This is a genomic window from Arthrobacter sp. CAN_A1 (genome assembly GCF_015751665.1).
In the GTDB taxonomy this organism is placed as follows: Bacteria; Actinomycetota; Actinomycetes; order Actinomycetales; family Micrococcaceae; genus Arthrobacter_D.
In genome coordinates this window covers 17,167-42,536 of sequence record NZ_JADOUR010000016.1, presented here as the reverse complement: position 1 = coordinate 42,536, position 25,370 = coordinate 17,167, and the positions used below count along the sequence as shown (strand labels likewise).

Here is a 25,370-nt window from a genome sequence, read left to right as displayed (position 1 = left end):
GCCGAGGATTCTTGCTGGGGTGGGCGGACGTCCGCGGACCCTACGGTACTTCGCGCAGGATCAGGCGCATGAAGATGCTGTTCGGGTCCAGTCTGTACCCGGGAAACGGGGGGCACTCGGTGAATCCGTGGCGCTGATACAGCCGCCGGGCCGGGGCGAAATACTCCTGCGTGCCGGTCTCCAGATACAGATCATCGAGCTGGACCCGGCGGGCCTGGGCGATCAGGTGGGTGAGGAGCTGCGTGGCTACGCCTCGGCCCCGCGATTCAGCGGCGGTCCGCATGGATTTGATCTCGCCGTGGCGCGGGGAGAATCGTTTGAGGGCGGCACAGCCCAGCAGGGTCGATCCCTCCCGTGCGGTCCAGAACGTGATGTCCGGACCTGCTAGTGCTGAGTGGTCCAGCGCGTGCACGCTCTCGGCGGGCGAGGTGGCAAACATGTCCTCAAGGTGCTCGTCCAGGAGCCGCGCGACGTCGTCGCGCGCTGGGTTGTCGAGCTCGATTCGGATCATGGTGCCTCTCCTGCCCGCCGATAGCGGTGGGGGCTCTAGTCTTCGCTGACCTGATGGCGGAAGCGGTTGCGCTTGGTGTGGAGATCCCAGAGTATTCCGGCGAGGACATCAGGGTCCTTTTCGGGGTCGCCGGCAACGATGCGTCCGCCGATGATCAGTTGGGAGACCTGGATGCCTTCCTCGCCGAGAGCCTCGTGCAGGAGCTGGGCGTAAGCGGCCTGTCCGGCAAACGCCACCGATGTGCCGGTGACGTTGCGACCCGGCTTGACCGCCGAGCCGCCGTTGACGAACAGGATGGTGCCCCGGTTTTCGCCGAGGAACCGCATGCCGGGGACCACCTGGTGGACGGCGGCAACAGGGCCGTAGATGGAGAATTCGATGGGACCCACCAGATCGGCCGGCGTGGTTTCCAGCACCGGGCGCATGAAATCCTTCTGCGGCAGCGGGCTGTATTGGAGGACCTCGATGGGGCCGAGGGTTTCCGTCACCTGTTCCAGGGCCTTAGCGATGGACGCCGGGTCCCTCACATCCGCGGTGAATCCCTTCGCATGGACTCCGTCCTTGGCGAGGTCGTCTGCCAGCGCATCAAGGCGCCCCTGATTGCGGGAGATGAGGCCCACCGCATACCCCTCTGCGCCGAACTTGCGCGCGACGGCGGCTCCCAGTCCTGATCCTGCTCCGATGATTGCAATAGTAGTCATACTTCGTGCAAGTGCTCAGTGGGCTGATGTATTCCTTGGCCCATGGGCTTTAGGCCTAGCTGCGGTCGGTGTAGCGACCCTCAGACCGTTCGCTGATGGACCGGTTGATGGTGGTTACATAGGTGCCGCGTGCCCGGACTGAACCGCCAGTCCTTGTGGTGACGTAGGTGCCTTCGGCTGGTGTGCCGGAGGGCTGGGTGGTGACGTAGCGCCCACCGAGCAGGGGGAGTGGCCGGGCAGCGGATGCTGGGGCCTCCCGGCTGGTGTTGGTGTGGTGGGCAGGGGCGGTGCGGTTCAACAGTGACATGGGGATCTCCTAATTTTGGGCACGGCAAAAGAGCCGAACGGTTTCAGCGTTGAAGTGGTGATGGTGGGCGGCAACTATCGCGGACTGCTGCGACGGTTGGCCTGTGGGGTGGAGCGGTGACTTAGCCGGTAGCGGGTGAGCCGGTGGCCTGGCACGTGCGGCAGAGCCCGTTGAAGGTGACCTCTGCCGAGTAGATGGTGAATCCTGAGTCATCGGAGGGGGTGAGGCACGGTGCCTCGCCGATGACGCAGTCAACGTCCTGGACTAATCCGCACCCAACACACGACAGGTGATGATGGTTGTCGCCAACCCTGCATTCGAACAGGGCCGGTGAGTTGGGTGGGTCAAAGCGCCGGACCAATCCAGCGCCGGTGAAGGACGCCAGGATCCCGTAGACGGCCTGGGCCGACGTTCCGCTCAGAGTCTTGCGCACCTCGGCAAAGACCTGTTCGGCACTCGAATGGGGAGCGTGCTGAAGGACTTCCAGCACGGCAACCCTGGGCGCCGTCACTTTCAAACCCGAGCCCCTGATGGTGCTCTTGAGAGCATCGGGGTGGGTGTGTGAGTCAGTGCCGGTGGCCATGACTCAACCATACGGGTTGTTTTGATTAAGTCAAAACAACTGGCCGGGGTAGCCTTAGGCGATGACTGAGAGCTTTTGGTACGACGTCGAGGTGCTGCACCTTCTCGTCTCCCCGGCGCACGCCTATTTCGGTCGAGCCCGCGACGGTGCCGCAGACGTTCCGACGACGGACGCCGACCGGGTAAATCTGGTGGCCGGCAAAGGGATCGTGGGGGACAGGTTCTTCGGCAAGGCCGCCCACATGGACGCCGCAGTGACGCTTATGGCTGTGGAGGCGCTGGAAGACATCGCTGCTGACCTGGCCGCGGCACCCTTCGACCCGCTGCTGACCCGGCGGAACGTCATCCTGCGGGGCGCCCAGCTACATCCGCTGCTGGGTCTGGAGTTTGAGCTGGAGTCCCGCGACGACGTCGTGCGGTTGAAGGCCGGACGTCCCGCACACCCGTGCGTCTGGATGGATCGGATGCTCGCTCCCGGAGCGCACGCCGCAATGCGCGGCCGAGGGGGAGTGCGCTGCCAGCCGCTGTCGGATGGGACGCTGCACCGTGGATCGGCGGTCCTGATCAGCCCCGTTCCCCTGGAACCGGAGCGTGCCGGGGAGGCCACAATCCGACGACCATCACGGTTGCCCTGACAACTTTCCAGACCGGGGGAGGAATACATCGTCGGCCGCTGACGTTGGGACAGGGGAACCAAAATTTTCCAGCAACCCAATCTGCAGGAGTTTAGCTATGCCTACGACCGTCAACGCTTATGCAGCGCCATCCGCGTCGGAAGACCTGATCGCCACCACCATCGAGCGCCGCGACGTCGGCCCCGATGATGTAATGATCGACATCAAGTTCGCAGGAATCTGCCACTCCGACATCCACACCGTCCGCGGCGATTGGGGACCCCAGAGCTACCCGCTGGCACCAGGCCACGAAATCGCCGGGATAGTCACCGAGGTCGGCTCCAACGTCACCAAGCACTCGGTCGGCGACCGCGTGGGCGTCGGCTGCATGGTCAACTCCTGCGGCGAGTGCAAGAACTGTGAAGCCGGCGAGGAGCAGTACTGCCTCAAGGGCAACACAGGAACCTACGGCGCCACGGACCGCGATGGTTCAATCACCCAGGGTGGCTACTCCACCCACATCGTCGTCACCGAAGACTTCGTGATCCGAATTCCCGAGGGCATCGACCTCGACGTCGCAGCACCCCTCCTGTGCGCCGGTATCACCACCTTCTCGCCCCTGAAGCACTGGGGTGCCGGACCCGGCAAGAAGGTCGCCGTCGTCGGACTGGGCGGACTCGGCCACATGGCCGTGAAGCTGGCCGCAGCGATGGGCGCCGAGGTTACTGTGCTTTCACAGTCGCTGAAGAAGCAGGAAGACGGACTGCGCCTGGGGGCCAAGCACTACTACGCCACCAGTGACGAGAACACCTTCTCCGAGCTCGCGGGATCCTTCGACCTGATCATCAACACGGTGAGCGCCACCCTCCCCATCAGTGACTACCTGGGCCTGCTGGACCTTGACGGCGCGCTCGTCAACGTTGGAGCGCCGGCCGAGCCGCTGCCCGTCAACGCCTTTGCCCTGATCGGTGGCCGTCGTTCGTTTGCCGGCTCCCTGATCGGCGGCATCCGCGAAACCCAGGAAATGCTCGACTTCTGCGCCGAGCACCACCTGGGTGCCGAGGTGGAGGTCATCTCCGCCGACAAGATCAACGAAGCGTACAAGCGCGTCCTCGCCTCCGATGTCCGCTACCGTTTCGTCATTGACACCTCAACGCTGAACTAGCGCTTAGTGGTGATGAACCCCCGGCTGGAGCTACTCCCGCCGGGGGTTCTCGCGTTAAACTCGGGGTTATGACTGCGCACCTGAATATCACCGATGATCCCGCCGCCGACCGGCTGCTGTCCGAGGATCCGCTCGCTCTGCTGATCGGGATGCTGCTGGATCAGCAGGTGGCGATGGAGACCGCGTTCATCGGGCCATCGAAGATCAAGGACCGGCTCGGGATGTTTGATGCTGCGACGATCGCGGGGCAGGATCCGGATGCGTTCGCGGAGCTGTGTCGGACCCCGCCCGCCGTGCACCGCTATCCGGGGAGCATGGCCGCGCGCATCCAGGTCCTGTGTGCCACCCTGCTTGAGGACTGGGAGGGCGACGCCTCCCAGATCTGGACCCGGGACACCCCCAACGGTGCTGAAGTGTTCAAGCGGCTGAAGGCGCTGCCAGGGTTTGGCGAACAGAAGGCCAGGATCTTCCTCGCTCTGCTTGGCAAGCAATACGGGTACGACGGCGACGGCTGGCGAAAGAGCGCCGGGGCTTACGGTGAAAAGGGCAGTTTCCGATCCGTCGCTGACATCGTAGACCCGGAGTCGCTGACCAAGGTGCGCGAGACCAAGCGTGCGGCGAAGGCGGCCGCCAAGGCGAAGCCCTAGCCCCCCCTCCGCCGAACACCCTCCGCCGAACAGTTAGATCGGGCGACTTAGAGGCGCTCCAACCCGCCGGAGCTAACCCTTCGGCGCAGGGGGTGGGGCCTGAAAAATGCCGAGGAAACGACCTAGGCTGGGTACTCGTCCCTCACGTCATCGAAGTACGTGTTGATGCGGCGTGCACGTTGCACTTCCTCTGCGTCGACTTCTGCCACGATCAGTCCTTCGTCGCGGTGAGCCTCCGCCAACACATTTCCGTGCGGGCCAGCGATGCAGCTCAAACCAGTGAAGTGGGGCGGGGCGTGGTTGGCGTACGCAACGAAGATGCCGTTCTCCATGGCGCGGGAGGGAACCATGATGGTGGAAATGCGTTCCGCGTTGTACGTCCGGTCTGCAGGCAACCCGTCAACGTTGCCCGTGAACGGGACCGCGGTAGGGACGAGTAACGCGTCAGCACCGGCTCGCGCTGCGGCTCTGACAAACTCTGGAAATTCGACGTCGTAGCAGATTCCCAGCGCCAAGCGCAGGCCAGCGTAGGTGAACACCCGAGGCGAGTCAGCACCCGAACGGAAAACTGATTTCTCTTCCGGCCCGAACAGGTGGGATTTCCGGTAGCGGGTCAACTCGGAACCTTCGGGGTCAAAAAACGACGCACTGATATACCGCTGACCGTCCACGTTATCGACGCTGGACCCGACGATTGCAATGTGACGGCGTCGCGCAATGTCGGCCAGTTGCCCGCGAACGTCCCTGCCGTCTGAGGTGTACATCCGCGCTGGCGCGTAACCGGTCGCGAATAGCTCAGGTGTGACGACGACGTCGATCCCCTCACGGGCTGCGTGAGCTGCCATCTGATCCAAACGAGCCAGATTCTCTTCAGTCTTGGCTACCTTTCCGGTAGCCTGCCAGACGCCGATCCGAGCCACGGTAACTCCTTCACATTTTGGTAGCTTTCACCAATTCTATTGACAACGTCTCAGCTTAGGGGCTCTTATGATCCTTGAAACCGAAAGATATTCGATTATTTGCTGAGGAGGCCGTCATGGTCAGAGATTCCACCCGGGTGCAACAGGAATTGCACCGTCGCATCGAGGAAATTCGTACAGACGAAGCCGCTGACCCGGCGCGACGTGCGCTCAGCCATAAGGACCTGGCCGTGTATGTGGGCGCCACTGTAGTGATCAGCCTGCTCGGAGTGCTGGTGATGGTTCTGTGAATAGATCGAAGAGCACTGCTGCTGAGGAAGTAGAGAACGCCAATACTTTCGGGTCCCTTCCCCTGCTTAAATCTGAGCGAGTATGGACCGCCTTGGACTTTAGCTGGGTGAATGTGGCCCTCGCAATTGCAACGTGGGCGTTCCTCGTGGGCGGAGCAACCGCATCGTTTGTTGGTTTTCAACAGGGTATTGCCGCGATGATCATCGGCAACGCGGTGGGCTTATGTTTTATGGTGCTCGCGAGCACTGTGGCCAGCCAACGGTACGGAGTGGAGCAGTACACCATTCTTCGGCCGGTCTTCGGAGTGGTCGGTGTTGGAGCGCTGGTCTTTACCGTTGTCCTGATCACTGAGATGGGATGGTCGTCCCTGCTGGGCATCATGGTTGGCCGGGCTACAACCCAGGTAGCAAGCGTAGCTACCGGTATCGAGTTCGATGAGTACGGCCTAATGGTGATTCTGGGAGCGCTCGTGGCGCTCGCCGTCGCCTGGTACATCCTCTCCCGTGGGCCCATCACGATTGGCCGTCTGAATAAGTTCATTGCTCCCGGGCTTTTGATCATTACCGCACTGTTGATGGTCTTTCTGGTTCTCAACACCTCTTGGGTGGCGCTGCTGGAAGCGGCACCTCTCGCGCCGTTCGATGACCCCCAGCTCAACTTTATGATCGCCGTTGAGTTCAACGTTGCGGTCGGCGTTTCGTGGTATCCGGTGATGGGCTCGCTTGCCCGGATGACCAAGTCGCCCAAGGCTGCCATATGGCCTGCCTACGGCGGGTTGCTCATCGCCACCCTGCTGGCGCAGATTGTTGGAATGGGTGCGGCTCTGACTTTGGGTGACTCGGATCCCACTGTGTGGATGATCCCCTTCGGGGGGCCGCTTCTTGGTGCGTTCATCCTCCTCTTTATCTGTTTCGCCAACATCACCAGCATGTCCTCAATCGTCTACTCAACGGTGCTGGCCCTCAGGCAGTCCAGCGGTCAGTTGCTCACCGGCTTGCACTGGAAATGGCTGTGTGCTGGCTTCTTCGTCCTGCCTGCGTTGCTGGCGTTTTTCCCGCAGTTCATGTATGAACGATTCGTCTTGTTTGTCACGCTGAGTGGGGCATTCCTCGCGTCGATGTGTGGTGCAATTATTGTTGACTACTTCATCTTGCGGAAGCAACACGTCGACTTGTCCGAGCTTTATGCCCCCGGCGCGAAGAGCGCCTACCATCTGCCCGGAGGGGTCAATTGGGCAGGGATCGCAGCCGTGATCGCAGGCGCCGTGTTCTACCTGTGGATTTACAACCCAGTCACCCTCGAGACCCAACCCGCCTTCAACGTCATCTCCGCCTCTTTGCCGGCCGCTGTGGTCGGCGGGATCGTGTACTGGATACTGGCTGTCGTGCTCTACAAACGCCGTGGAATGGGCGGCTACGACCTGGCGGAACCCAGCGTTGCGAAGAGGTCTCCCTCATGAGCATCAGGTCGCGTGCCGCGGTGCACCGAGGCAATGGATCAGCCCTGGAGATCATCCAGGTTGACGTGGCAGAGCCCGGACCCGGGACGGTGCTCGTACGACTCGGCGCGTCGGGCGTCTGCGGTTCGGACAGGCACGTCCTTGACGGCGAATGGGAGATGCCGTCCCCTACCGTGATGGGCCATGAAGGCGCGGGTGTTATCGAGGCTATCGGCGAGGGCGTCCAGGACGTGGCTGTTGGAGATCATGTAGTGCTCAGCTGGTTCTACCCGTGCCGGCGTTGTACCGCCTGTCTCTCGGGACGGGCCTTCGTCTGCACAGGTAGTCGCTCGGAGGAATGCGTGTTGCCGGACGGGAGTACGCCACTGTCAGAGAACGGTGCCCCAGTGTTTCCATACCTGGCGGTCGGGTCAATGAGCGAGTACGCGGTGGTTCCCGAATCGGCTGCAGTTAAGATCCCTTCAGAGGTGCCCTTTGAAGTTGCCTCATTACTGGGGTGTTCCGTATCCACTGGGGTGGGGGCCGTAGTAAACGATGCGATGGTAGCTGCTGGTCAGTCAGCCGTCGTCGTTGGAACCGGCGGGGTGGGTTTGTCCATCATTATGGGACTGAACCTGGTCGGAGCTACCCCGATCATTGCCGTTGATCTGAGCGAGGAAAAGCTCGCTATCGCGAAACGCTTCGGGGCCACCCACACGGTGACCGCGGGACCGACGACCGAGCAAACGATCCGTGAGATCACTGGCGGGGGAGCTGACTATGCCTTCGAAGCGATCGGCCGGAAGGAAACGATCGAATCGCTGCCCGGACTGCTAGTTCGTGGAGGCACTGCGGTCCTGGTTGGCCTGCCTCCCGCAGACGAGACCATCAATTTTGATGGGTTAGCCCTGGCTGAAGGCGGAATCAGGATCGTCGGATCCAATTATGGGTCAACTGTCCCGGGACGGGATTTCCCACGGTTGGCCGAGCTGTACTTAGCGGGAAAGCTTCCGGTGGACGAGTTGATCTCAGACCGCATAAGCCTTGACGACGTCAATGAAGCATTTGACGCGATGCGGCGGGGGGAGCGGGCACGTAGTGTCATAGTGTTCTAGCCGCTCTCCAACCACAAAGGAACCCGATGGCCAGGCCAAGCACCCTCATCCTTACCCCGGGGAAGATCTTTCGGGCGGCCCTGGAGCGGTTCGATGAAAAACAGGAATTCTCTATTCCCCAGTTGGCCAAGCGGCTAGGAGTCAGTCCTTCCTCCCTGTACCACCATGTGAAGGGAGGAAGGGCTGAAATCATTGAAGGCATTCGCGCCCTCATTAGCCAGGACGCCCATGACCGGGGGGACTTCCCCCGCGGCGAAGGCAGTTGGCAAGAACAGACCCGCCATTGGGCGATCAGCTATCGCCATGCAATGGGACTCCACCCGATGGTCATTCCAGCTCTCGTGGGCGAATCTGTTGACGATGCGCCAACCCTGGAAATCTACGAAACTCTTGCCCAGATTCTCGAATCAGCTGGATTCCCGAAGGGGCTTCTCCTGGACGCCTTATCCCTTGTCGATCTGTTGGTTCTTGGTTCTGCGATTGATGCAGCTTCACCCGAACCGCCCTGGGAACCATCAGAACAAAACCACCCGGCTTTGTGGCGGGCCTTGGCCGCTCGTGAAAATTCCCACCGGCAGGATGATGCCTTTGCCCTCGGGCTTGAAGCCGTCATCGCTGAGTTGGAACGAAAGCTGAATGCCCCCACACCCTCGTCGAATAGTTAGCTTCGCCGACTTATTAGTACCTATATCGGCTGTATCTCAACCCTCAGCGGGGTTGCGGAGAGTTGGGGGAGGAGCGGTTGCCGCGCAGGATTACCGCAAGATCGTCTCAGTAAGGCGGCTTTGTATCAGTATCGGGTTTAGCATAAAAATGGGATCGGAAATTGTGAAGAATAACGATTATCTGGCAAATCGGACGCTTCGACACAGGCCGTGTTTTCTTCCACCGCTTCTATCGAAAGTTACCACGCATGGTTTTGTTCTACGGCCGTCGACCGGCTCCATTCAGCTGGCCCATAGACTCGCACCCGAATCCGCCTAGCGGCTGGTGGCAGTATGGCCCTGGACCTCAGCATCCTGGTGGCCTGTGTACCCCGGTCCTTGGGAACCTAGAATTTCTCTCGCAACACCAGGAAAGCGAATCGCCTCAATGCTCGATCCAGTGTCGAACGAATCAGTAAACGAAGTACCTGCCGCGCGGATTCATCCTGATCCGGTGGCCGACCCCAGCTATTCGTCTTATGAGCATGCGCTGGCGGAAGTTCGTCGCTATGCCATTGAGCAGGCGGCCGATCCTGAAACGGCACGCGCAAGCTTTGACCATCTGATGACCCATGACTCGCTCACGGGCCTGTTCAATAGGGCTGGGTTTATCGCGGAACTTCGGGTTCTCCTTGCGGAGAGAGCTGCGTGGAAGCGGAACCGAGGGATCCTGATTCTGGACCTGGACCACTTCAGGTCTATCAATGTGGGCCTGGGGATTGCTGCCGGAGACGAGACTCTCAGCATCGTGGCACAGAGGCTCGGTGCAGCAGTGCGGCCCGCCGCCGTCGTCGCTCGCTTGTCCGGGGTCGAATTCGCTGTTGTGGATGATTTTGCCAGTGCAGCCGAGGCACAATCGTCGGCTACGGAACTGCTCTCAGTGCTCAGCGCTCCGATGGTTGTTGGTAATTCCACGATTGAAATCACCGTCAGTATTGGCGTAGCGATGGTCAGCGAAAACGAGACCCCTGACCGGCTTGTCGGCAGGGCGGCTGCAGCCCTCCACCAGGCAAAGAAGCGCGGCCGCAACCGATGTGAAGTGGAGTACGACGATCCCGACGACGGAGAATTCAACCGACGTGGCGAACTGCGCCGGGCCATCGAGGATAGGGAGTTTCGCCTTTTCTACCAGCCTCAGATTGACCTTAGCAGCGGCCAGATGAACGGATTCGAGGCTCTCGTGCGCTGGGATCACCCCGACAGGGGCCTGCTGGCACCGGCAGCCTTCATCGACTTTGCTGAAGAATCAGGACTGATCCTGCCGCTTGGTGCCTGGGTTATCGATGCAGCTGTTGCACAGCAGGCTGAGTGGCACCGGTCAGCGCCGGACCGGCCGCCGGTTCGAATGTCAATTAATATCTCGGCCATCCAGCTCAACGATCCTCGTCTGGAGGAAATGGTCACGGAGACGCTCTTCTGCCATAACGTGGATCCAGGACTCCTCACATTGGAGATCACAGAAACGGCACTCACCGAAGATCCCGTTGCGGCGTTGCGGACCCTTCAAATCCTCAATTCACTGGGCGTGCGTCTGTCAATCGACGATTTCGGCACCGGCCATTCCAGCCTTACCTATCTCAAGCGTTTCCCGATCCACGAGCTGAAAATCGACCGATCCTTCATCGCAGGACTCACTACCGACAGCAAGGACCGCGCAATAGTAGCTTCCTGCATCCAGCTCGCACAAGCCACAAACCTGATCGCCGTCGCCGAAGGGGTTGAAACACCGGACCAGCTTCACACGCTAATGGCACTAGGCTGCGACCTTGCCCAGGGCTACTTCTATACCCGCCCCATGTCGGCCGAGGACCTCGAACCGTGGTTCGTCCCTCGGCCCGACAATGTGCGTCTGAGCGAACATCATCTGATCAATCAGTAGCGCTGAGCGCGACAATCCTGTCATATTGTGGAACTCGGCTCGCAGATCATCTGCCAGCCTTTTCATGAACCCGGTCCCTGCCCCTGGCGAGCACATCGTGCGCGTTCTTCAGCGTCTGTAGGCTCGAACCGCACTCATGAAGCAAAGCGATATCAAAGGTTGTAATAGCCCTGTCTTTCCAGGACCACTACCACTGACGCGCCGAGTCAGAGATGGGCGCCCATCCGCCTGACAGGACCGAAATTTGAATCTCGTGAGCTTGCCCGTGGCCCGCGTTCGCCGCTCGGTTGGTGCTCACCGCCGAGGCCAAGGTCGAAAATCGTGAGCAAGCCCTCCTCAGCCACCTGCAATCAAGCCGCACCCAATCCTGCTCATACATCTGGAGCGTGTCCGGCGCATCCCTGACAGGCATGACTGCTGTCACCGGCGTGTGGAGAGCAAAAACGTCAGAGGAGGACCACGCCGCTTACGAAGCCCTTTGCCCCATGCGCCGCGACCGAAAGCACTGGCATCCACGAGCCCCATCAGGTTGTCCTGCACCCAAGGAAGCACCTTTTTCCTGGCTCCGCAGTGGTTGTATAGGGCAGATGGGGCGACCTCGAGCGTGAGTCACCATCGTGAATTGGTCGTAGCCCGCAGACTCCAGCAACTCAAGGGTGGCCCGCGTGATGAGCTCGCGGGTCGGTACGCGACTAGTTGGCCGCCCAGCCCTGCGTTGATGGCTATTCGATGGTTTCCTCGCTGAGTTGGGGGCCATGGGTTGTGCAGCATCTGCCACGTCCTCTACAGTGGTTCAAAATTAATGAACGCCATTCATTTTGTGGCGTCGGTCATCTTTGAAAGGTCATCATGCTGACTATCGACAGTGATGTTGTCATCGTCGGGGCTGGTCCTTGCGGTCTCATGGCAGCCCGTCAACTTCAGAGGGCGGGACACACGGTGACCGTGCTCGAGGCCCGCGACCGGGTTGGCGGCAGAACGCATACCGACATCATCGAAGGGGCCATGCTGGAGGTGGGCGGGCAGTGGGTGTCCCCCGATCAGACCGCCCTGATCGCGCTCCTTGATGAGCTTGGCCTGCAGACATATCCGCGCTACCGCGAGGGTGAATCGATTTACATCGGCTCGCGAGGCGAGGTTACCCGCTACACCGGCGACATGTTCCCCGCACTACCGGAAACGCAGTCCGAGATGGCGCGACTGATTGAATTCCTCGATGAACTGGCCAGCCGGATGGATCCGGCGGCTCCTTGGGACCACTCACAGGCAAGCGAATTGGACACCATCTCGTTCCACCATTGGCTCCGCGAACAGTCCAAGGATGAGGAGGCCTGCAACAACATCGGCCTGTTCATCGCCGGCGGCATGCTTACCAAGCCCGCCCACGCCTTTTCAGCCTTGCAGGCTGTCCTCATGGCTTCTTCCGCAGGATCGTTCTCCCATCTCGTCGATGAAGACTTCATTCTCGATAAGCGCGTCATTGGTGGAATGCAGTCTGTTTCCGAGCTGATGGCCGCCGACCTCGGGGACTCCGTCATCCTGAACAGCCCTGTTCTCACCCTGCGCTACCCACCAACGCCGGACGGCACCACGCAGGTACAGGCGATCGCCAACGGAGTCACCGTAACCGCCCGGTATGCCATCGTCGCTGTCCCTCCGAACCTCTACTCACGGATCTCGTACGAGCCCCCGCTCCCACGTCGCCAGCACCAAATGCACCAGCACCAATCCTTGGGCCTAGTCATCAAAGTCCACGCCGTCTACCCAACCCCCTTCTGGCGCGATCACGGCCTGAACGGAACCGGGTTTAGCGCCGGCTCGATCGTGCAGGAGGTCTACGACAACACGAACCACAACGATCCCCGTGGGACGCTCGTCGGGTTTATTTCGGATGAGAAGGCAGACGCCATGTTCGACCTCGAACCAGAGGAGCGACGCCGTTGCATCCTCGAATCCATCGCCGAGTTCTTCGGCCCTCAGGCGCTGAGCCCGGAGGTCTACTACGAGTCGGACTGGGCCTCCGAGGAATGGACCCGGGGCGCGTACGCAGCCAGCTACGATCTTGGCGGCCTGCACCGCTACGCACGACACCAGCTAACGCCTGTCGGTCCGATCTATTGGGCTAGTTCCGACCTTGCTGCGGAGGGATACCAACATGTTGACGGTGCCATCCGTATGGGCCAGCAGACCGCTAACCACATCGTAAAGGCACTTCAGTCACAGAAGGTCAGCGCACCAAACTGACTTATCAGCATCCCCGTCAGCAGCGACCAGCGCGCCTTTGGCGGGGAGAGAGCACACCACCTCAGGTTCCACAGTCCTGGAAATCGATTTCTATCGCGTGGATCTCCCCGCATTCACACAGCACCGCATTCCGCTACCTAAATCCGCACGGTGGGCCGTCAAAGACGACGCCCACCCCAAGCACGAACAGGCGACCCCATGCACAAATCAGTCAGCAGAGCCACCAGTGCCACACGCATGTCCCAGGATGGCCCGGCCCTGTCGCCCAAGGGACTGGCCCGAGGTCAGCTTGGCCTCCTTGCCATCGTCATCATCGGCATCTCGACTATCGCCCCGGCCTACGTCCTCACAAGCACCCTCGGTCTGACTGTCGCCGAAATCGGTGTGTACCTCCCCGCGATCTTTATCGTCGGCTTCATCCCCATGTTCCTCGTCGCTCTGGCTTACAAGGAACTCAACGCAGACGTCCCCGATAGCGGGACTACCTTCACCTGGGTCACGAAGGCCTTTGGTCCGTTCATCGGGTGGATGGGCGGATGGGGCCTCCTGGCCGCGAACATCATCGTCTTGTCCAACCTCGCAGGGGTAGCCGTCGACTTCTTCTACCTTTTCCTCAGCCAGGTCACGGGCAATGATGCCATCGCCGATCTCACAACGAACACCGTGATCAACATCGTCACCTGCTTGGTCTTCATGGCCGCTGCCGTCTGGGTCTCCTGCAGGGGTATCCGCACGACGAAGACCGTTCAGTACATTCTGGTCGGCTTCCAGCTGTTCGTTCTTGGTCTTTACACCGTCCAGGCATTTGGGCGGATGGCCGCAGGCAATGCCTCGGGACTGGCCTTCAGCTGGGAATGGTTCAACCCCTTCGGCATCGAAAGCTTCTCCGCCTTCGCGGCGGGCCTGTCCCTGTCCATCTTTGCCTTCTGGGGCTGGGACGTGTGTCTGACCGTCAGTGAGGAAGCTACCAACGGGCGCCGAACCTCAGGCCTCGCCGCGACAACCGCTGCAGCAGTGATCCTTGCTATCTACCTGCTCGGCTCCATCGCTACCATTATGTTTGCAGGGACCGGCGACACCGGCATCGGCCTAAACAATCCCGAGAACTCCGAGAACGTTTTCACATCCCTCGCCGCCCCCATCATGGGACCTTTCGCGATCCTTCTCTCGCTAGCGGTCCTCTCGAGTTGCGGCGCTTCACTGCAGTCGACCTTCGTCTCGCCTGCCCGAACCTTGCTGGCGATGGGCTATTACAAGGCTCTGCCGACCAAATTCGCGTCTGTGAACCCCCGCACCAACTCCCCGATCTACGCAACCCTGTTCGCCGGCGTCCTCTCCGCCAGCTTCTACGTTCTCATGCGCCTCATTAGTGAAAACGTCCTCAACGACACTATCCAGGCACTCGGCCTGATGATCTGCTTCTACTACGGCCTTACCGCCCTCGCCTGCGTCTGGTACTTCCGCGGGACCTTGTTTACCAGCACACGGAACGTCCTCTTCCGGTTCCTGGCGCCACTTCTCGGCGGCCTGGGTCTCTTCGTCGTTTTCCTACAGACCGCAATCGACAGCTGGGACCCCGCCTTCGGCAGCGGCTCGGAAGTGTTAGGCGTGGGACTCGTCTTCGTCATCGGCATCGGCATCCTGCTCGCTGGAGTCCTCGTGATGCTCATCATCCGCGCCCGTACGCCGGAGTTCTTCAAGGGCCAAACCCTCACCGAGGACTCCTCGGCCCTCGTCATCCCGGAATAACATCGCGAGCTGCCGGTGTATCCGGCCGCTGTCGGCGCTTGCCAGGAGGAAGGGCTTCACCTGATGACAGCTATCCGCGCGAGCGTACTCAGTCCAACTCGACCAGCCTCCACAACGAAAGAACAGAGCATTCCGAAAAATGAATTTGCGCTTCCCGGTGCGAATACTGCTCAGGACGGGAAACCGACTAGACCCAGCGGAGGATGTACTCCGCGCGCATATCTCAGACAACGTGAAAGGTAGAACATTGTGACCTCCGCAAAAACCACATATCAGTCAGTCCCTCGAGATGAGGTCGTCCCTATCATCGAAGCCTCGGACGGCGCCAAGATGCCCGCTGAATGGGCAACTCACGATCGCACGTGGATGGCCTACCCGCCCTCGAATGACACCTTTGGGTCTCCCGGCAGCAACACCCTCATTTATGCCCGGCAGGCATGGATCAAGGTCGCCCAGATCATCGCCCGGTATGAACCGGTCACTGTCTTGGCCGACCCCGCTGACGCCGCAGGTGCGCAGGAAATGCTGGGCCCAAGAATTACCGTTGAGTCGGTTCCCCTCGACGACGCATGGCTTCGCGATTCAGGCCCCACCTTTACTCACCGTCGGGACGGATCCGTCGAAGCGGTGGACTGGATCTTCAATGGATGGGGCGCGCAGGACTGGGCCGAATGGGGCAAGGACGAAAAAGTAGGCCAAAAGGTCGCCGACCTCGCTGAAATTCCGGTTACGCGCAGCTTTCTTGTCAACGAAGGTGGTGGCTTCCATGTCGATGGCAGGGGCGCCGTCCTGCTGACCGAAACCGTGCAGCTCGATCCTGGCCGGAATCCTGCTGTAACCAAAGAGACGGTGGAAGCCGAGATTCACGCCCGCCTTGGTACCCGGACGGCGATCTGGCTCCCTCGCGGTCTTACCCGCGACTACACAGAGTTCGGCACCCGCGGCCACGTCGACATCGTCGCCGCCTTCACCGCAGCCGGAACTGTCCTGTTGCACCGCCAGGACAATCCGGACCACCCGGACTACGACGTGACCCGTCTTCTGAGGTCCACGCTCGAGTCAGCAGTAGACGCCGACGGGAACCAGCTCGTCATCGTCGACGTCCCGGCACCCACGACAATTCGTGAGGGTGATGATTTCGTTGACTGGTCCTACATCAACCATTACGTGGCCAATGACGTCGTCGTCGTCTGCGCGTTCGACGATCCGAACGACGCCGTCGCAGCCAACATCCTCGCCGAAGCGTACCCGGGCAGGACCATCGAGCTCGTCGACGCCCGACACATCTTCGCCTTCGGCGGTGGGATCCACTGCATTACCCAGCAGCAGCCTGCTCCTCGCCCCGGAAGCACGGTGCACTGATGCCGTTCGATGTCGTCGAAGCGACCATCCATGACCTCCGGGACGCTCTCATCACCGGTAGGACCACCAGCGAGGACCTCGTTGTCGCATATCTGGAACGCATCGCGGCGTACGACCACGATGGAATATGTCTGAACTCCGTCGTCGTCATGAATCCCTCCGCCCTCGGTGAGGCGCGCGCCTCCGATACACGCCGGGCCCAAGGCGGGATTCTGGGACCCCTAGATGGAATTCCCTATACGGCCAAGGACAGTTATAAGGTCAAAGGACTCACCGTCGCCGCCGGTTCCCCTGCCTTCAAGGACCTCATCGCGCACCAGGACGCCTTCACCATCGAACGCCTCCGCGCTGGTGGCGCGGTACTCATCGGTCTCACCAATATGCCACCCATGGCTAACGGCGGAATGCAACGTGGCGTGTACGGGCGTGCAGAAAGCCCCTACAACGCCGACTACCTCACCGCTGCCTTCGCCTCCGGATCATCCAACGGCTCCGGAACGGCAACAGCGGCGAGCTTCGCCGCCTTCGGAGTCGCCGAGGAAACCTGGTCATCAGGCCGCGCACCGGCGTCCAACAATGGCCTATGCGCGTACACGCCGTCCTGGGGCATCATCTCAGTCCGCGGCAATTGGCCACTCGTTCCTACCATGGACGTCGTCGTTCCCCACACCCGCAGTATGGCGGACATGCTGGAAGTCCTCGACGTTATCGTCGCTGATGACACAGATACTCGTGGGGACTTCTGGCGCGTGCAACCCTGGATTCCCATCCCGCCAGCGTCGACGCTCCGCCCAAGCTCGTACATGTCCCTGGCCCCACGCAATCCGGATGAAGCGCACCAATACCTCGCTGGGAAGCGCTTCGGCGTGCCCCGCATGTACATCAACCAGGACCAGGACGCTGGCGCCGCACCCTTACCGGGTATCGGCGGCCCAACCGGACAGCGCATCATCACCCGCGCCTCTATCCTCGATCTGTGGACCGCGGCACGAGCCGCCCTTGAAAGCGCTGGCGCGGAAGTCATCGAAGTCGACTTTCCCGTCGTCTCCAACTACGAAGGAGATCGGCCAGGCGCACCAACGATCAGAACAAGGGGCCTCGTCAGCAACGAGTATTTGCGCAGCGAAATTGTCGACCTCTCAGCGTGGGCTTGGCATGACTTCCTCAGAGTCAACGGAGACTCCAAGCTCGACTCACTGACCGACGTCGACGAACACCAGATTTTCCCCATCAACAGTCAAGCACTCCCAGATCGCTATAGCGGGTTTAGCGATGACATCGCTGAATACCCCGCGCGTATCCGCCAGCATGGAGCACCGGAGGTGACTGACATTCCCCACCTCGAGGAAGGCCTCCGCGGCCTAAACGAAACACGACGACTCGACCTCGAGGAATGGATGAAGAACCACGGACTCGACGCCGTGATCTTCCCAGCAGCGGCGGACATCGGGCCAGCCGACAGCGACACCAACAGCGCATCAGCAGACATCGCTTGGCGCAACGGCGTGTGGGTCTCCAACGGCAACCTCGTCCCCCGCCACCTCGGTATACCCACAGTCACAGTACCGATGGGCATCACGGCGGACATGCAGATGCCCATCGGACTCACCTTTGCTGGCCCTGCATACAGCGACGCCGATCTACTCCGTCTCGCCGCTGCATTTGAAGCAGCGGGAGAACCACGACGAATAGCACCAACATCCACTCCGCCTCTGACCAGAAAGCCCGAGCGATAGCAGGAAGCAGATACAGCTGATCGGTGGCGGTCAGAAGGTTCTGGAGTTAGTGCGTGAAGACCGAGGCTGCCAGCGGCCCGACACCCATTTCCGGGATTGGCCTACACTCGTCGGGATGAAGATTGCATGGCGCGATGAGGCTACACGCTCTGTGACGTTGAACTATCATCACCGACCACGCAAGCACCGAACCCAGCGCAGCGGTGGATACGTTCGCGGACGTGCAGGCCGACGGGGAAGAAGCGATGGCCGAGGAAGGCGAGGCACGGGTTTCCGCGACGATTCCGGGAAAGCACGTCGAGGGTCGAGGCAGGGTCAAGGGTTGCAACACTCACAACAACCCGGGTCGGCGTATTGAAGGCCTGTCAGGTCGTTGGTAATACGATGTATGCATCTGAGACATCCATGGATTTCCGCGCGGGTCTCGCCCGTGGGGGCGCCGCAGGCTCTGCACGGCAGTCCTTCTACCCGTTCTGTCTTCCAGAATCCTGGGGTGCCGCAGGCTGGACATAGGGAGCGTAACTTCTGTGCGAGGTCTTTGGCGGCGAGGCGGATATTTTCCATGCGTGTCGGATTGGTGTGGGCGCGCATGTCGGTCTCGAGAAGCACCATAGTGTTTGCGGATTGCTCCAGCATCCGGGTGAAAGTGACTTCCAGCTCCAGCCAGGTGGCGATTCCTTTGCGGATGCGCGGGTCATGCTCGCCTTCCGGGCGTAGCACCAGATGATGCTCGGGGAATCTTGATTGACGGGCAAAAGCTTCGGCTGTTGCCCAGTCCGCCGCCAGAAGATGGGAAAAATTTGTATTGCCCTGGGCGATGCCGACCACCTCCAGATCGCGCTCGCCGTCGATCAAGACTAGGAGTTCGACGTTCCAGGAGAACAACCCAACATACGGGTCGTGGCCAAACGAACCTTCACTGGCGAGACCCAGCGGCAACCCCGACAATTCGATGCCTATGCGCGCTTTGTTGCGTGCGGCCTCGAGCTGTGTCCCAATGCGGGAGACGTCGCGGGTAAAAGTACCGAGCGAGTCCGTGTCGTAACCTACAATGTGTTCGACCCTGCAGTCGAGCGCGCGCCCCAGCTCAGGCGCAATCACGCGTTCCTTGCCGTGCTGGGTGAGGAGGGAAATTCGCTCGCCGGAATAGACGGAGGGTGCGTCCGAACCGCCGGTTTCGGTGACTATGACGATTTACTTCCCTTCCCGGGTGAGGCAGTAGCGAGGTCTAGCGTGATGGAGTATTCGAACATCGTGAACTTCCAGGGGCGGCCGGCGGCTACCACAGGGACGGGGTGTACGAGTCGGAGAGAACCACGAAACCACTGCTTGACCGTTTCACTAATAGTGGTCGCGTTGGGCCAGACACCGTTCATATCCGGGCCCCGCTTAACTAGCCGATGTGATGGTGGGTTGGTACCCCGGAATGTGGGTTGGCTTCGAGCACTTCAAGAAGCTCGCCAATTTGGTGGTGGCTTTCCAAGGGGTGTCGTAGTGGCAATTCCGGGTAGAGCTGATAACGATTACGCCGCCCATCGCGTTGACGCTTTAGATAACCGGCTGCGACAAGTTCGGCCACGATGCGCTGGGCGGCACGTTCGGTAATACCCACCGCTACCGCGATGTCGCGAAAACGCATCCCGGGGTCGTTCGCAACGCACATCAGCACGTGCGTGTGATTAGTAAGAAAGGTCCAGTCAGCCACAGCCCCATTATAGACGACCAGAAAAACGCGCTACACAATACCTGCTCCAACCGGCAGGTATTTATCTGCTCTGTCTGCTTCTGCAGCCAGAAGCGTTGGTCATGATCCTTGAGCGAAGGCCGCCGTCTCCAACGAAGCAAGGCGCGCTGAGTGCTTGATCCCGTCATCCTTCTTTCTCTGCTCGGCAATGTGTTGTGCTGCTGCGTTGAGCACCACGGGGTCGGTGTTGCCGGATCAGCGTCCGCAGTTCGGGGTTTCTGTAGAGGGTCCCCTGGGGAATTTCGGTCTCTGCCACGATGAACACCACAATCGACCAAGGCGTGCCTGGCCGAAAAGGGTTTTCACCGCCGGCGCGAGCCGCGCCTACGACCCTGATCCCGCGTGACGCGGTGGGGGAATACTTGTACGGCATTTTCCGTAAGGATCACAAACCGGTGGCCTAGTGAACTTACTCGTCGACTTTCCGGCCGGCACCCGGTTCGTCGTTCGTTCGCGCATCGAGGGCGGCTTCATCGATGCGCTCGGCTACCTGCGCGAGATTGACGATATGCAATGCGTTACCGAGACTAGGTGCGGGCCGGTCACCGTCCTCCTCGGCGATGTTATCGCTGTGAAGGAGGTCCCCCCACCGCCGCGCTCCCGCACGTTCGATTAGGGATAATTTAGACGATCGTCTGCGGCGGCAGTGCGGCGATCAGGGGGTGATCCTTGGCAAATGTGCCCATCTTGGCGGCCCCTCCGGGGGAGCCGATGTCGTCGAAGAACTCGACATTGGCCTTGTAATAGTCGGCCCACTGCACCGGCACATCATCTTCGTAGTAAATCGCCTCGACCGGACACACGGGCACACAGGCATTGCAATCAACGCACTCATCCGGGTGGATGTAGAGCATCCGGTCACCCTCGTAGATGCAGTCGACCGGGCATTCTTCGATACAGGCCCGATCCTTTACGTCTACGCAGGGAAGAGCTATAACATACGTCACAGCTGCAGGACTCCCTTCATGCAGGGCAGGCCCAAAGCCTACTACAGCCGGAGGTCAGATCAGGTGACCACTTTTGTGCTCTCGCACCGGGGCATTCAAGCGGTAGACGTTGCGACGGCACGCCACCCCTCTTGGTCGAGGTAACCAGCTACTTCGAGTTCGGCGACGATCCGTTGTTCGGCACGCTCGGCCATCCCCATGATCTCGGCGATGTCCCGCAGTCGTGCTCTGGGGTTCGCCGAGAGGCACAACAGCACACGGGCATGATTCGTGAGAACGAACATGACATCCCTTGACGGGATCGGGTACCAAGTCTTCCCTTTCGTCCTATCAGTATCACGCCATAAATTACGCGCTCTACAGTTCGTGTATTGTATGTCGGTAGACAGCTTGATGAGGAGGGTTATGAGTGCGGATGCGAGTGCGCTTGCTGTGGCGGCGTTGGTCGCCCCGTGGTGTGCAGCGGGCTTCGGGGCAACCGCGAGGGGACTCCGGGGCGACGCTGCGATGGGTGCGGCCAGTATTAGCGGGATTGGTTTCATTGCGGCGGTGGGGCTCGCCATCGACGTCGCCGTGAGCGAGGCGCAGGCCGTCTCCCTGGGTCATGGAGCGTTCGCGTTGACCTTGGACGCCCTGGCTATCGTGATGATAGTGATGGTGCTGGGACTGAGCACCGTCACCCAGTCATTCGCGGTAAGGTATCTGCGCGGCGACGCCCGACAGGGCTGGTTCGTCGGCGTCGCCAACCTGCTGACAGCTTCTACGATCGTCTTGGTATGCGCGAGTAGCGTGGTGATGTTCGTGGTGGGGTGGGTCGCGGCCGGTATCAGCCTAGTGCTGGTTCTGAACATGTACTCCCACGACCGGCAAGCGCGTGACGGCGTCCAACGCACCCTTCGGCGGTTCGTCCTCGGTGATGCATGTCTGCTCGCAGCCGCGCTGATCCTGATCAGTATCGGCGGTGCCGATCTCGCCCTGTCCGACGTCGGTCGCGCGGTCGAGGAGGTGCCCGTCCCGCTCGGCGTCGTCATCGGGCTACTGCTGATCGTGCCGGCACTCGCACGTTCGAGTCAGATTCCTTTCCACGGATGGCTTCCTTCCACACTTGCGGCTCCGACGCCGGTGTCGGCGCTGCTCCACGCCGGAGTGGTCAACGCCGGGGCGATTCTGCTCATCCGGTTCTCGCCAGCCGTCGCCGGATCGGCGGTTGTCATGGCAGTGGTTTTCGCCGCCGGTGCTGCGACCGTGGTTTATGCATCGGTGGTGCGGTTGGTCAAGCCCGATGTGAAGGGGCGCCTCGTGTTTTCGACGATGGCGCAGATGGGTTTCATGGTCATGGCCTGCGGCTTGGGCGCCTTCGCGGCAGCGGTATTTCACCTCGTTGCCCATGGGCTGTATAAGTCCGCATTGTTCCTGTCAGCGAGCACCGGGGTGAACCGTGACCAGGTGCGGCGCGCCTGGCCCGAACGCCAGCCGGTGCCACCAAAGCACCTGTGGATTGTGATGGTTCTGGCGGCTTTTATTCCGTTCAGCGCGGTGGTCGGGTCGTTGGCGCTGTTGGCCAGGGATGTTTCCGCGTCGAGCGTGGCACTGCTTGCCTTCGTAGTCCTCACGGGCTCAGTGACGTTGGGTGCGACCCTGCTGTCGCGGCTGTCCGTCGCAACCGGCGTTGTCAGTATCTTCGGCATCGCCCTACTTGCCCTTGCCTACACGGCTTCCGTCGCAGCAGTCGATAACCTCCTGGGCGAAATACTGGTCACTGCTGCCGTCTCGCCATGGTGGGTGCTCCTGCCAGCGGTGTTGCTGATCGCCATCCAGTGGGTGGCCAATTACTCCGACCGCCGAAACGTCCTGCATGAGGTCCTCTATACCCGCAGTCTCGCGGCAGGAACACCCAAAACCCACTCGCTGAAAGGAACCTGACATGAGCCTTAAGACCAGAGCTGACATAGCGCGCGCCGCACGAGACATCGTGCCCCAGTGGCCGCTGAACTCCTTCATCGCTGTCAATCCGTTGGGCGGCTATGAGAGCACCGACTTCGAGAGTGTTCAAGTGCCAGGAGTCGTTACGACCCGTCCTATGACTGCATACCGAGCCGACATCGACTCGGGTCGGATCACACCCGAAGATCTGCTGGCTGCGGTGCACGAACGTATTCCTGAGTTCCGCTCCCGCCCCGTGCGTGTCGGCTCTGCAACGATCAGCGCGGCGGAGCTCCTTGTTGCAGAGTTGACCGACCCGACGCCGACCACGGTCTCACCGACGACTCCAAGTGAACAGCACGACCTCGTCGACGACATCACGTCGAAGTGGGTCGCGGCGTTCCTTGACCCGGATCCGTTGTGGCGGATCCCGCGCCGCCGGGACGGTTTCTACGCAGCCTGGCGTCATCTTGCCACGCACGATCCTGATCTGCCTTGGGCCGCCCGAAGAGCTGCGCGAAGATTACCCGCTCGCCCGGAGGACGCCGTTGCTTCTGCAATGACCGGTCTAGAGGTTCCTGCCCGCGACGAGGACTCGATTCTGCGCAGGGAGCTCGCCGGCCTCCCCGGCTGGGCTGCCCACATCAAATGGAGATCGGAGCACGTCGGCGACGTAGACCTGGTGGACTACCTTGCAGTACGGCTGAGCCTGCGAATGCTGCTGGCTCACTCCTCCGGCTCCGCAGCCCTCTCGACGTATGAAGAGGCCGCGACAGATGGTCGGAGAGATCTCTGGCCGCGCGCCGTCCGCGTAGCCGAGCGCCTCGGTGTCGGAACCGACAGCAAAACTGTCGCCATTATCGGACGGGTGCTTGCTTTCCATCCTCTCCGAGACCACCCGTACACTCTTCAGCGCGCCTACGAAGTGCACTACGCGCGAACACTTGTGCTCCCGCTCGGCAATAGCGAGCCTGCTGACTTGCTGCCACACCTGCAGCTAGTCGCGTGCATCGATCCGCGGTCTGAGGGCATTCGTCGCCACCTTGAAAGGCTGGATCCGCGTATTGAGACTTTCGGATTTGCAGGGTTCTTCGGTGTGCCGGTCCGATTCTCCACGTACAACTCACCGTCATCGATCGACTCCCTGCCGGCACTGCTTTCAGCGCACCACCATATAACCGAGGTTCCACAAGACGCAGGTGACGCTGCGTCTTACACGAAGCGACTGCGGACACGACAAGCCTTCGCTGCAGGAATTCACACCGGTGAATCAACAACGGTGTCCCCATTCGCCTTCGCTGAGGCAACGGGTTGGCTGTTTGGAGCCGCAACAGCGTTACGAACATTCGCCCCCACTACCGCAGCAAAATGGATTGCTGCGCTAACTTCCAGACCGTCATTGGTGTCCTCGGTGACCGTCGTCGAGGCCTTCAGCCTCCAGGAGCGCGTCAGGCTGGCCGAGGCATCATTACGAATGATGGGACTCTATCGCTTCGCACCGCTCGTTGTACTCGTCGGTCACGGCTCGACCAGCGCCAACAACCTCTACAAATCGGCACTGGATTGCGGTGCATGCGGAGGGAACCGCGGAGACGTCAATGCGCGTGCAGCGGCAACAATCCTCAATGATCCCGACGTCCGCACTCTACTGAGCGAAAAAGAACTCAACATCCCAGTGGACACGTTCTTCCTCGCCGCGGAGCACGACACAGTCACAGACCGGATCTCCACCTTCGACATCCACCTCATCCCCGAAACCCACCGCAAGCTCGTGGACGACTTCGACAGGCTGCAAGGGGCAGCGTCGGACGCACTCATCCGCGAACGAGCACAATCCTTGCCAGGTGCCTCACCATGGCACGCACCCAAGAAGACCCGTCGGCGCGCGGATGATTGGGCCGAGGTCTATCCCGAGTGGGGTCTTGTCGGTAACGCAGCCTTCATCATTGGCCCAAGAGAGCTCACCCGCGCACTCGATTTGGAACGCCGCGTTTTCCTGCATTCCTATCGGCCTGAGCTCGACCCGAACGGCGCAGCACTGGAGACGATCCTCACCGCCCCCGTGGTGGTAGCGCAGTGGATCAACCACCAGTACTACTTCTCAGCTTTGAACCCCGAAACGCTCGGCGCCGGAACCAAAACCACCCACAACGCCATCGGTACACTCGGTGTCCTGAGCGGTCAGCGCGGCGATCTTCGGCGAGGACTTCCCTGGCAATCACTGGGCGTAGGCGACCGGCTCGTGCACGAACCGATGCGGCTCGCAGTCATTGTGCAGGCGCCACTGAGGCACATCCTCGAAATCATTGGACGCAACACCGTGCTGCAGAACCTTCTCAACAACAATTGGATCAGCCTCACCGCCCGCGAAGATGACTCATCCCCGTGGTATTTGTACGGTAGGTACGGATGGTCCTCCAGTCACCACAACGCCACCCCCACCAGCGAAGGAACACCATCATGACTGGTTTGACGAAGATGACCCGAGTCGAGGTCGTAATTTCGAATCGAGACGCACCTCCCGTTCGCGAGCTGATCGTCTCAGCTGGAGCAACCGGATACACCGCAGTGTCAGGTGTATCCGGCCTCGGCCACCACGGTGCGCATTCGGGTGCTCTGCTGTTCAACGAATACGACACCCTTACCATGCTCATCACAGTTTTGCCTCCCGAGAACGCGCCCGAGCTGATCGACGCGATCCGGGTGCTGCTTGACGGACAATCCGGAGTCATGTTCGTCGGCGAGACATACGTCAGCAGACCCGAGTACTTCCAGTGATGGTGCCAAGCCC

General features: G+C 60.8%; 25 protein-coding genes and 1 pseudogene. 17 read left to right on the top strand and 9 right to left on the bottom strand.

Features of this window, described 5'->3' with window-relative positions; genetic code table 11:
- Positions 1 to 40: 40 nt before the first annotated feature.
- The 4 genes from IWX62_RS14870 to IWX62_RS14855 all read right to left on the bottom strand — a co-directional run bounded on the left by IWX62_RS14870 (position 41) and on the right by IWX62_RS14855 (position 2,102).
- Positions 41 to 511, bottom strand: coding sequence for a GNAT family N-acetyltransferase (locus IWX62_RS14870; RefSeq protein WP_196842195.1), 471 nt, complete (start codon positions 509 to 511; stop codon positions 41 to 43).
- A gap of 35 nt (positions 512 to 546) precedes the next feature.
- Positions 547 to 1,212, bottom strand: coding sequence for an SDR family NAD(P)-dependent oxidoreductase (locus IWX62_RS14865; protein ID WP_196842194.1), 666 nt, complete (start codon positions 1,210 to 1,212; stop codon positions 547 to 549).
- Between the two features lie 55 nt (positions 1,213 to 1,267).
- Entirely contained in the window at positions 1,268 to 1,519 is a 252-nt protein-coding gene (locus IWX62_RS14860; protein ID WP_196842193.1) for a hypothetical protein, read from the bottom strand.
- A 121-nt stretch (positions 1,520 to 1,640) separates the two neighbouring features.
- A complete protein-coding gene (locus IWX62_RS14855; protein ID WP_196842192.1) occupies positions 1,641 to 2,102 on the bottom strand; it encodes a Fur family transcriptional regulator in 462 nt (153 codons plus the stop codon).
- Positions 2,103 to 2,163: 61 nt separating this feature from the next.
- Here IWX62_RS14855 and IWX62_RS14850 point away from each other — a divergent pair, with 61 nt between their 5' ends.
- The 3 genes from IWX62_RS14850 (at position 2,164) to IWX62_RS14840 (ending at position 4,527) form a co-directional block, all read left to right on the top strand.
- Positions 2,164 to 2,736: an MOSC domain-containing protein gene (locus IWX62_RS14850; RefSeq protein ID WP_196842191.1), complete on the top strand. Its 573-nt coding sequence runs from the start codon at positions 2,164 to 2,166 to the stop codon at positions 2,734 to 2,736.
- Positions 2,737 to 2,833: 97 nt separating this feature from the next.
- Positions 2,834 to 3,880: an NAD(P)-dependent alcohol dehydrogenase gene (locus IWX62_RS14845; protein WP_196842190.1), complete on the top strand. Its 1,047-nt coding sequence runs from the start codon at positions 2,834 to 2,836 to the stop codon at positions 3,878 to 3,880.
- Positions 3,881 to 3,948: 68 nt separating this feature from the next.
- Positions 3,949 to 4,527, top strand: a complete 579-nt coding sequence (locus IWX62_RS14840) for an HhH-GPD-type base excision DNA repair protein (RefSeq protein WP_196842189.1) — start codon at positions 3,949 to 3,951, stop codon at positions 4,525 to 4,527.
- Between the two features lie 122 nt (positions 4,528 to 4,649).
- On the opposite strand, the gene IWX62_RS14835 is transcribed toward IWX62_RS14840, so the two are convergent.
- Positions 4,650 to 5,447 carry a nitrilase-related carbon-nitrogen hydrolase gene (locus tag IWX62_RS14835; RefSeq protein ID WP_196842188.1) on the bottom strand — a complete coding sequence of 266 codons (798 nt, stop codon included), beginning with the start codon at positions 5,445 to 5,447 and terminating at the stop codon, positions 4,650 to 4,652.
- 116 nt (positions 5,448 to 5,563) lie between these two features.
- Here IWX62_RS14835 and IWX62_RS14830 point away from each other — a divergent pair, with 116 nt between their 5' ends.
- From IWX62_RS14830 to IWX62_RS14790, 10 genes and pseudogenes are all read left to right on the top strand, one after another.
- Positions 5,564 to 5,737 (top strand): hypothetical protein, encoded by a 174-nt coding sequence (locus tag IWX62_RS14830; protein ID WP_196842187.1) that lies wholly within the window; start codon positions 5,564 to 5,566, stop codon positions 5,735 to 5,737.
- A complete protein-coding gene (locus tag IWX62_RS14825; RefSeq protein ID WP_333483454.1) occupies positions 5,734 to 7,197 on the top strand; it encodes a purine-cytosine permease family protein in 1,464 nt (487 codons plus the stop codon). Before IWX62_RS14830 ends, IWX62_RS14825 begins: the two co-directional genes overlap by 4 nt.
- Positions 7,194 to 7,598 (top strand): annotated as a pseudogene (locus IWX62_RS16360) (alcohol dehydrogenase catalytic domain-containing protein); the annotation flags it as partial. The gene IWX62_RS14825 and the pseudogene IWX62_RS16360, both read left to right, overlap by 4 nt.
- Before the next feature lie 138 nt (positions 7,599 to 7,736).
- Positions 7,737 to 8,291 (top strand): zinc-binding dehydrogenase, encoded by a 555-nt coding sequence (locus IWX62_RS16355; RefSeq protein ID WP_333483458.1) that lies wholly within the window; start codon positions 7,737 to 7,739, stop codon positions 8,289 to 8,291.
- A gap of 26 nt (positions 8,292 to 8,317) precedes the next feature.
- Positions 8,318 to 8,956, top strand: a complete 639-nt coding sequence (locus tag IWX62_RS14815; protein ID WP_196842184.1) for a TetR/AcrR family transcriptional regulator C-terminal domain-containing protein — start codon at positions 8,318 to 8,320, stop codon at positions 8,954 to 8,956.
- A gap of 427 nt (positions 8,957 to 9,383) precedes the next feature.
- Positions 9,384 to 10,874 (top strand): putative bifunctional diguanylate cyclase/phosphodiesterase, encoded by a 1,491-nt coding sequence (locus IWX62_RS14810; RefSeq protein WP_196842183.1) that lies wholly within the window; start codon positions 9,384 to 9,386, stop codon positions 10,872 to 10,874.
- Between the two features lie 849 nt (positions 10,875 to 11,723).
- Positions 11,724 to 13,118 carry a flavin monoamine oxidase family protein gene (locus IWX62_RS14805; protein ID WP_196842182.1) on the top strand — a complete coding sequence of 465 codons (1,395 nt, stop codon included), beginning with the start codon at positions 11,724 to 11,726 and terminating at the stop codon, positions 13,116 to 13,118.
- Positions 13,119 to 13,316: 198 nt separating this feature from the next.
- Positions 13,317 to 14,867, top strand: a complete 1,551-nt coding sequence (locus tag IWX62_RS14800; RefSeq protein WP_196842181.1) for an APC family permease — start codon at positions 13,317 to 13,319, stop codon at positions 14,865 to 14,867.
- 330 nt (positions 14,868 to 15,197) lie between these two features.
- Positions 15,198 to 16,229 carry an agmatine deiminase family protein gene (locus IWX62_RS14795; protein WP_196842216.1) on the top strand — a complete coding sequence of 344 codons (1,032 nt, stop codon included), beginning with the start codon at positions 15,198 to 15,200 and terminating at the stop codon, positions 16,227 to 16,229.
- Positions 16,229 to 17,965: an amidase gene (locus IWX62_RS14790; protein WP_196842180.1), complete on the top strand. Its 1,737-nt coding sequence runs from the start codon at positions 16,229 to 16,231 to the stop codon at positions 17,963 to 17,965. Before IWX62_RS14795 ends, IWX62_RS14790 begins: the two co-directional genes overlap by 1 nt.
- A 315-nt stretch (positions 17,966 to 18,280) precedes the next feature.
- Here IWX62_RS14790 and IWX62_RS14785 read toward each other — a convergent pair whose 3' ends face one another.
- Entirely contained in the window at positions 18,281 to 19,066 is a 786-nt protein-coding gene (locus tag IWX62_RS14785; RefSeq protein ID WP_333483453.1) for a DUF6671 family protein, read from the bottom strand.
- A 292-nt stretch (positions 19,067 to 19,358) separates the two neighbouring features.
- Positions 19,359 to 19,670, bottom strand: a complete 312-nt coding sequence (locus tag IWX62_RS14780) for a helix-turn-helix transcriptional regulator (RefSeq protein ID WP_196842179.1) — start codon at positions 19,668 to 19,670, stop codon at positions 19,359 to 19,361.
- A 442-nt stretch (positions 19,671 to 20,112) separates the two neighbouring features.
- Between IWX62_RS14780 and IWX62_RS14775 the strand changes: the two genes are divergently transcribed.
- Entirely contained in the window at positions 20,113 to 20,325 is a 213-nt protein-coding gene (locus IWX62_RS14775) for a ferrous iron transport protein A (protein ID WP_196842178.1), read from the top strand.
- A 7-nt stretch (positions 20,326 to 20,332) separates the two neighbouring features.
- Here the strand turns inward: IWX62_RS14775 and fdxA are convergent, their stop codons facing one another.
- Together fdxA and IWX62_RS14765 are read right to left on the bottom strand one after the other, a co-directional pair.
- Complete coding sequence (gene fdxA / locus IWX62_RS14770) at positions 20,333 to 20,656, bottom strand: ferredoxin (protein WP_196842177.1); 324 nt, start codon at positions 20,654 to 20,656, stop codon at positions 20,333 to 20,335.
- Between the two features lie 95 nt (positions 20,657 to 20,751).
- A complete protein-coding gene (locus tag IWX62_RS14765; protein ID WP_196842176.1) occupies positions 20,752 to 20,940 on the bottom strand; it encodes a winged helix-turn-helix domain-containing protein in 189 nt (62 codons plus the stop codon).
- Positions 20,941 to 21,061: 121 nt separating this feature from the next.
- On the opposite strand from IWX62_RS14765, the gene IWX62_RS14760 reads away from it, so the two are divergent.
- The 3 genes from IWX62_RS14760 to IWX62_RS14750 are packed head-to-tail and all read left to right on the top strand — an operon-like array spanning position 21,062 to position 25,357.
- The gene (locus tag IWX62_RS14760) at positions 21,062 to 22,579 is read left to right on the top strand and encodes a proton-conducting transporter transmembrane domain-containing protein (protein WP_196842175.1); all 1,518 of its coding nucleotides are present in this window, start codon (positions 21,062 to 21,064) and stop codon (positions 22,577 to 22,579) included.
- Between the two features lies 1 nt (position 22,580).
- A complete protein-coding gene (locus IWX62_RS14755) occupies positions 22,581 to 25,043 on the top strand; it encodes a DUF2309 domain-containing protein (protein ID WP_196842174.1) in 2,463 nt (820 codons plus the stop codon).
- Positions 25,040 to 25,357 carry a P-II family nitrogen regulator gene (locus tag IWX62_RS14750; protein ID WP_196842173.1) on the top strand — a complete coding sequence of 106 codons (318 nt, stop codon included), beginning with the start codon at positions 25,040 to 25,042 and terminating at the stop codon, positions 25,355 to 25,357. The genes IWX62_RS14755 and IWX62_RS14750 overlap by 4 nt, the downstream gene beginning before the upstream one ends.
- Positions 25,358 to 25,370 lie beyond the last annotated feature (13 nt).

What these genes read in the sequence shown, in the direction of transcription:
- IWX62_RS14790 (WP_196842180.1), top strand. Translation starts at nt 16,229, where the DNA reads ATGCCGTTCGATGTCGTCGAAGCGACCATCCATGACCTCCGGGACGCT.
- IWX62_RS14760 (WP_196842175.1), top strand. Translation starts at nt 21,062, where the DNA reads ATGAGTGCGGATGCGAGTGCGCTTGCTGTGGCGGCGTTGGTCGCCCCG.
- IWX62_RS14860 (WP_196842193.1), bottom strand. Translation starts at nt 1,519, where the DNA reads ATGTCACTGTTGAACCGCACCGCCCCTGCCCACCACACCAACACCAGC.
- IWX62_RS14765 (WP_196842176.1), bottom strand. Translation starts at nt 20,940, where the DNA reads ATGTTCGTTCTCACGAATCATGCCCGTGTGCTGTTGTGCCTCTCGGCG.
- IWX62_RS14755 (WP_196842174.1), top strand. Translation starts at nt 22,581, where the DNA reads ATGAGCCTTAAGACCAGAGCTGACATAGCGCGCGCCGCACGAGACATC.
- IWX62_RS14815 (WP_196842184.1), top strand. Translation starts at nt 8,318, where the DNA reads ATGGCCAGGCCAAGCACCCTCATCCTTACCCCGGGGAAGATCTTTCGG.
- IWX62_RS14830 (WP_196842187.1), top strand. Translation starts at nt 5,564, where the DNA reads ATGGTCAGAGATTCCACCCGGGTGCAACAGGAATTGCACCGTCGCATC.
- IWX62_RS14805 (WP_196842182.1), top strand. Translation starts at nt 11,724, where the DNA reads ATGCTGACTATCGACAGTGATGTTGTCATCGTCGGGGCTGGTCCTTGC.
- IWX62_RS14795 (WP_196842216.1), top strand. Translation starts at nt 15,198, where the DNA reads ATGCCCGCTGAATGGGCAACTCACGATCGCACGTGGATGGCCTACCCG.
- IWX62_RS14850 (WP_196842191.1), top strand. Translation starts at nt 2,164, where the DNA reads ATGACTGAGAGCTTTTGGTACGACGTCGAGGTGCTGCACCTTCTCGTC.
- IWX62_RS14810 (WP_196842183.1), top strand. Translation starts at nt 9,384, where the DNA reads ATGCTCGATCCAGTGTCGAACGAATCAGTAAACGAAGTACCTGCCGCG.
- IWX62_RS14750 (WP_196842173.1), top strand. Translation starts at nt 25,040, where the DNA reads ATGACTGGTTTGACGAAGATGACCCGAGTCGAGGTCGTAATTTCGAAT.
- IWX62_RS14855 (WP_196842192.1), bottom strand. Translation starts at nt 2,102, where the DNA reads ATGGCCACCGGCACTGACTCACACACCCACCCCGATGCTCTCAAGAGC.
- IWX62_RS14865 (WP_196842194.1), bottom strand. Translation starts at nt 1,212, where the DNA reads ATGACTACTATTGCAATCATCGGAGCAGGATCAGGACTGGGAGCCGCC.
- IWX62_RS14845 (WP_196842190.1), top strand. Translation starts at nt 2,834, where the DNA reads ATGCCTACGACCGTCAACGCTTATGCAGCGCCATCCGCGTCGGAAGAC.
- IWX62_RS16355 (WP_333483458.1), top strand. Translation starts at nt 7,737, where the DNA reads ATGGTAGCTGCTGGTCAGTCAGCCGTCGTCGTTGGAACCGGCGGGGTG.
- IWX62_RS14800 (WP_196842181.1), top strand. Translation starts at nt 13,317, where the DNA reads ATGCACAAATCAGTCAGCAGAGCCACCAGTGCCACACGCATGTCCCAG.
- IWX62_RS14870 (WP_196842195.1), bottom strand. Translation starts at nt 511, where the DNA reads ATGATCCGAATCGAGCTCGACAACCCAGCGCGCGACGACGTCGCGCGG.
- IWX62_RS14840 (WP_196842189.1), top strand. Translation starts at nt 3,949, where the DNA reads ATGACTGCGCACCTGAATATCACCGATGATCCCGCCGCCGACCGGCTG.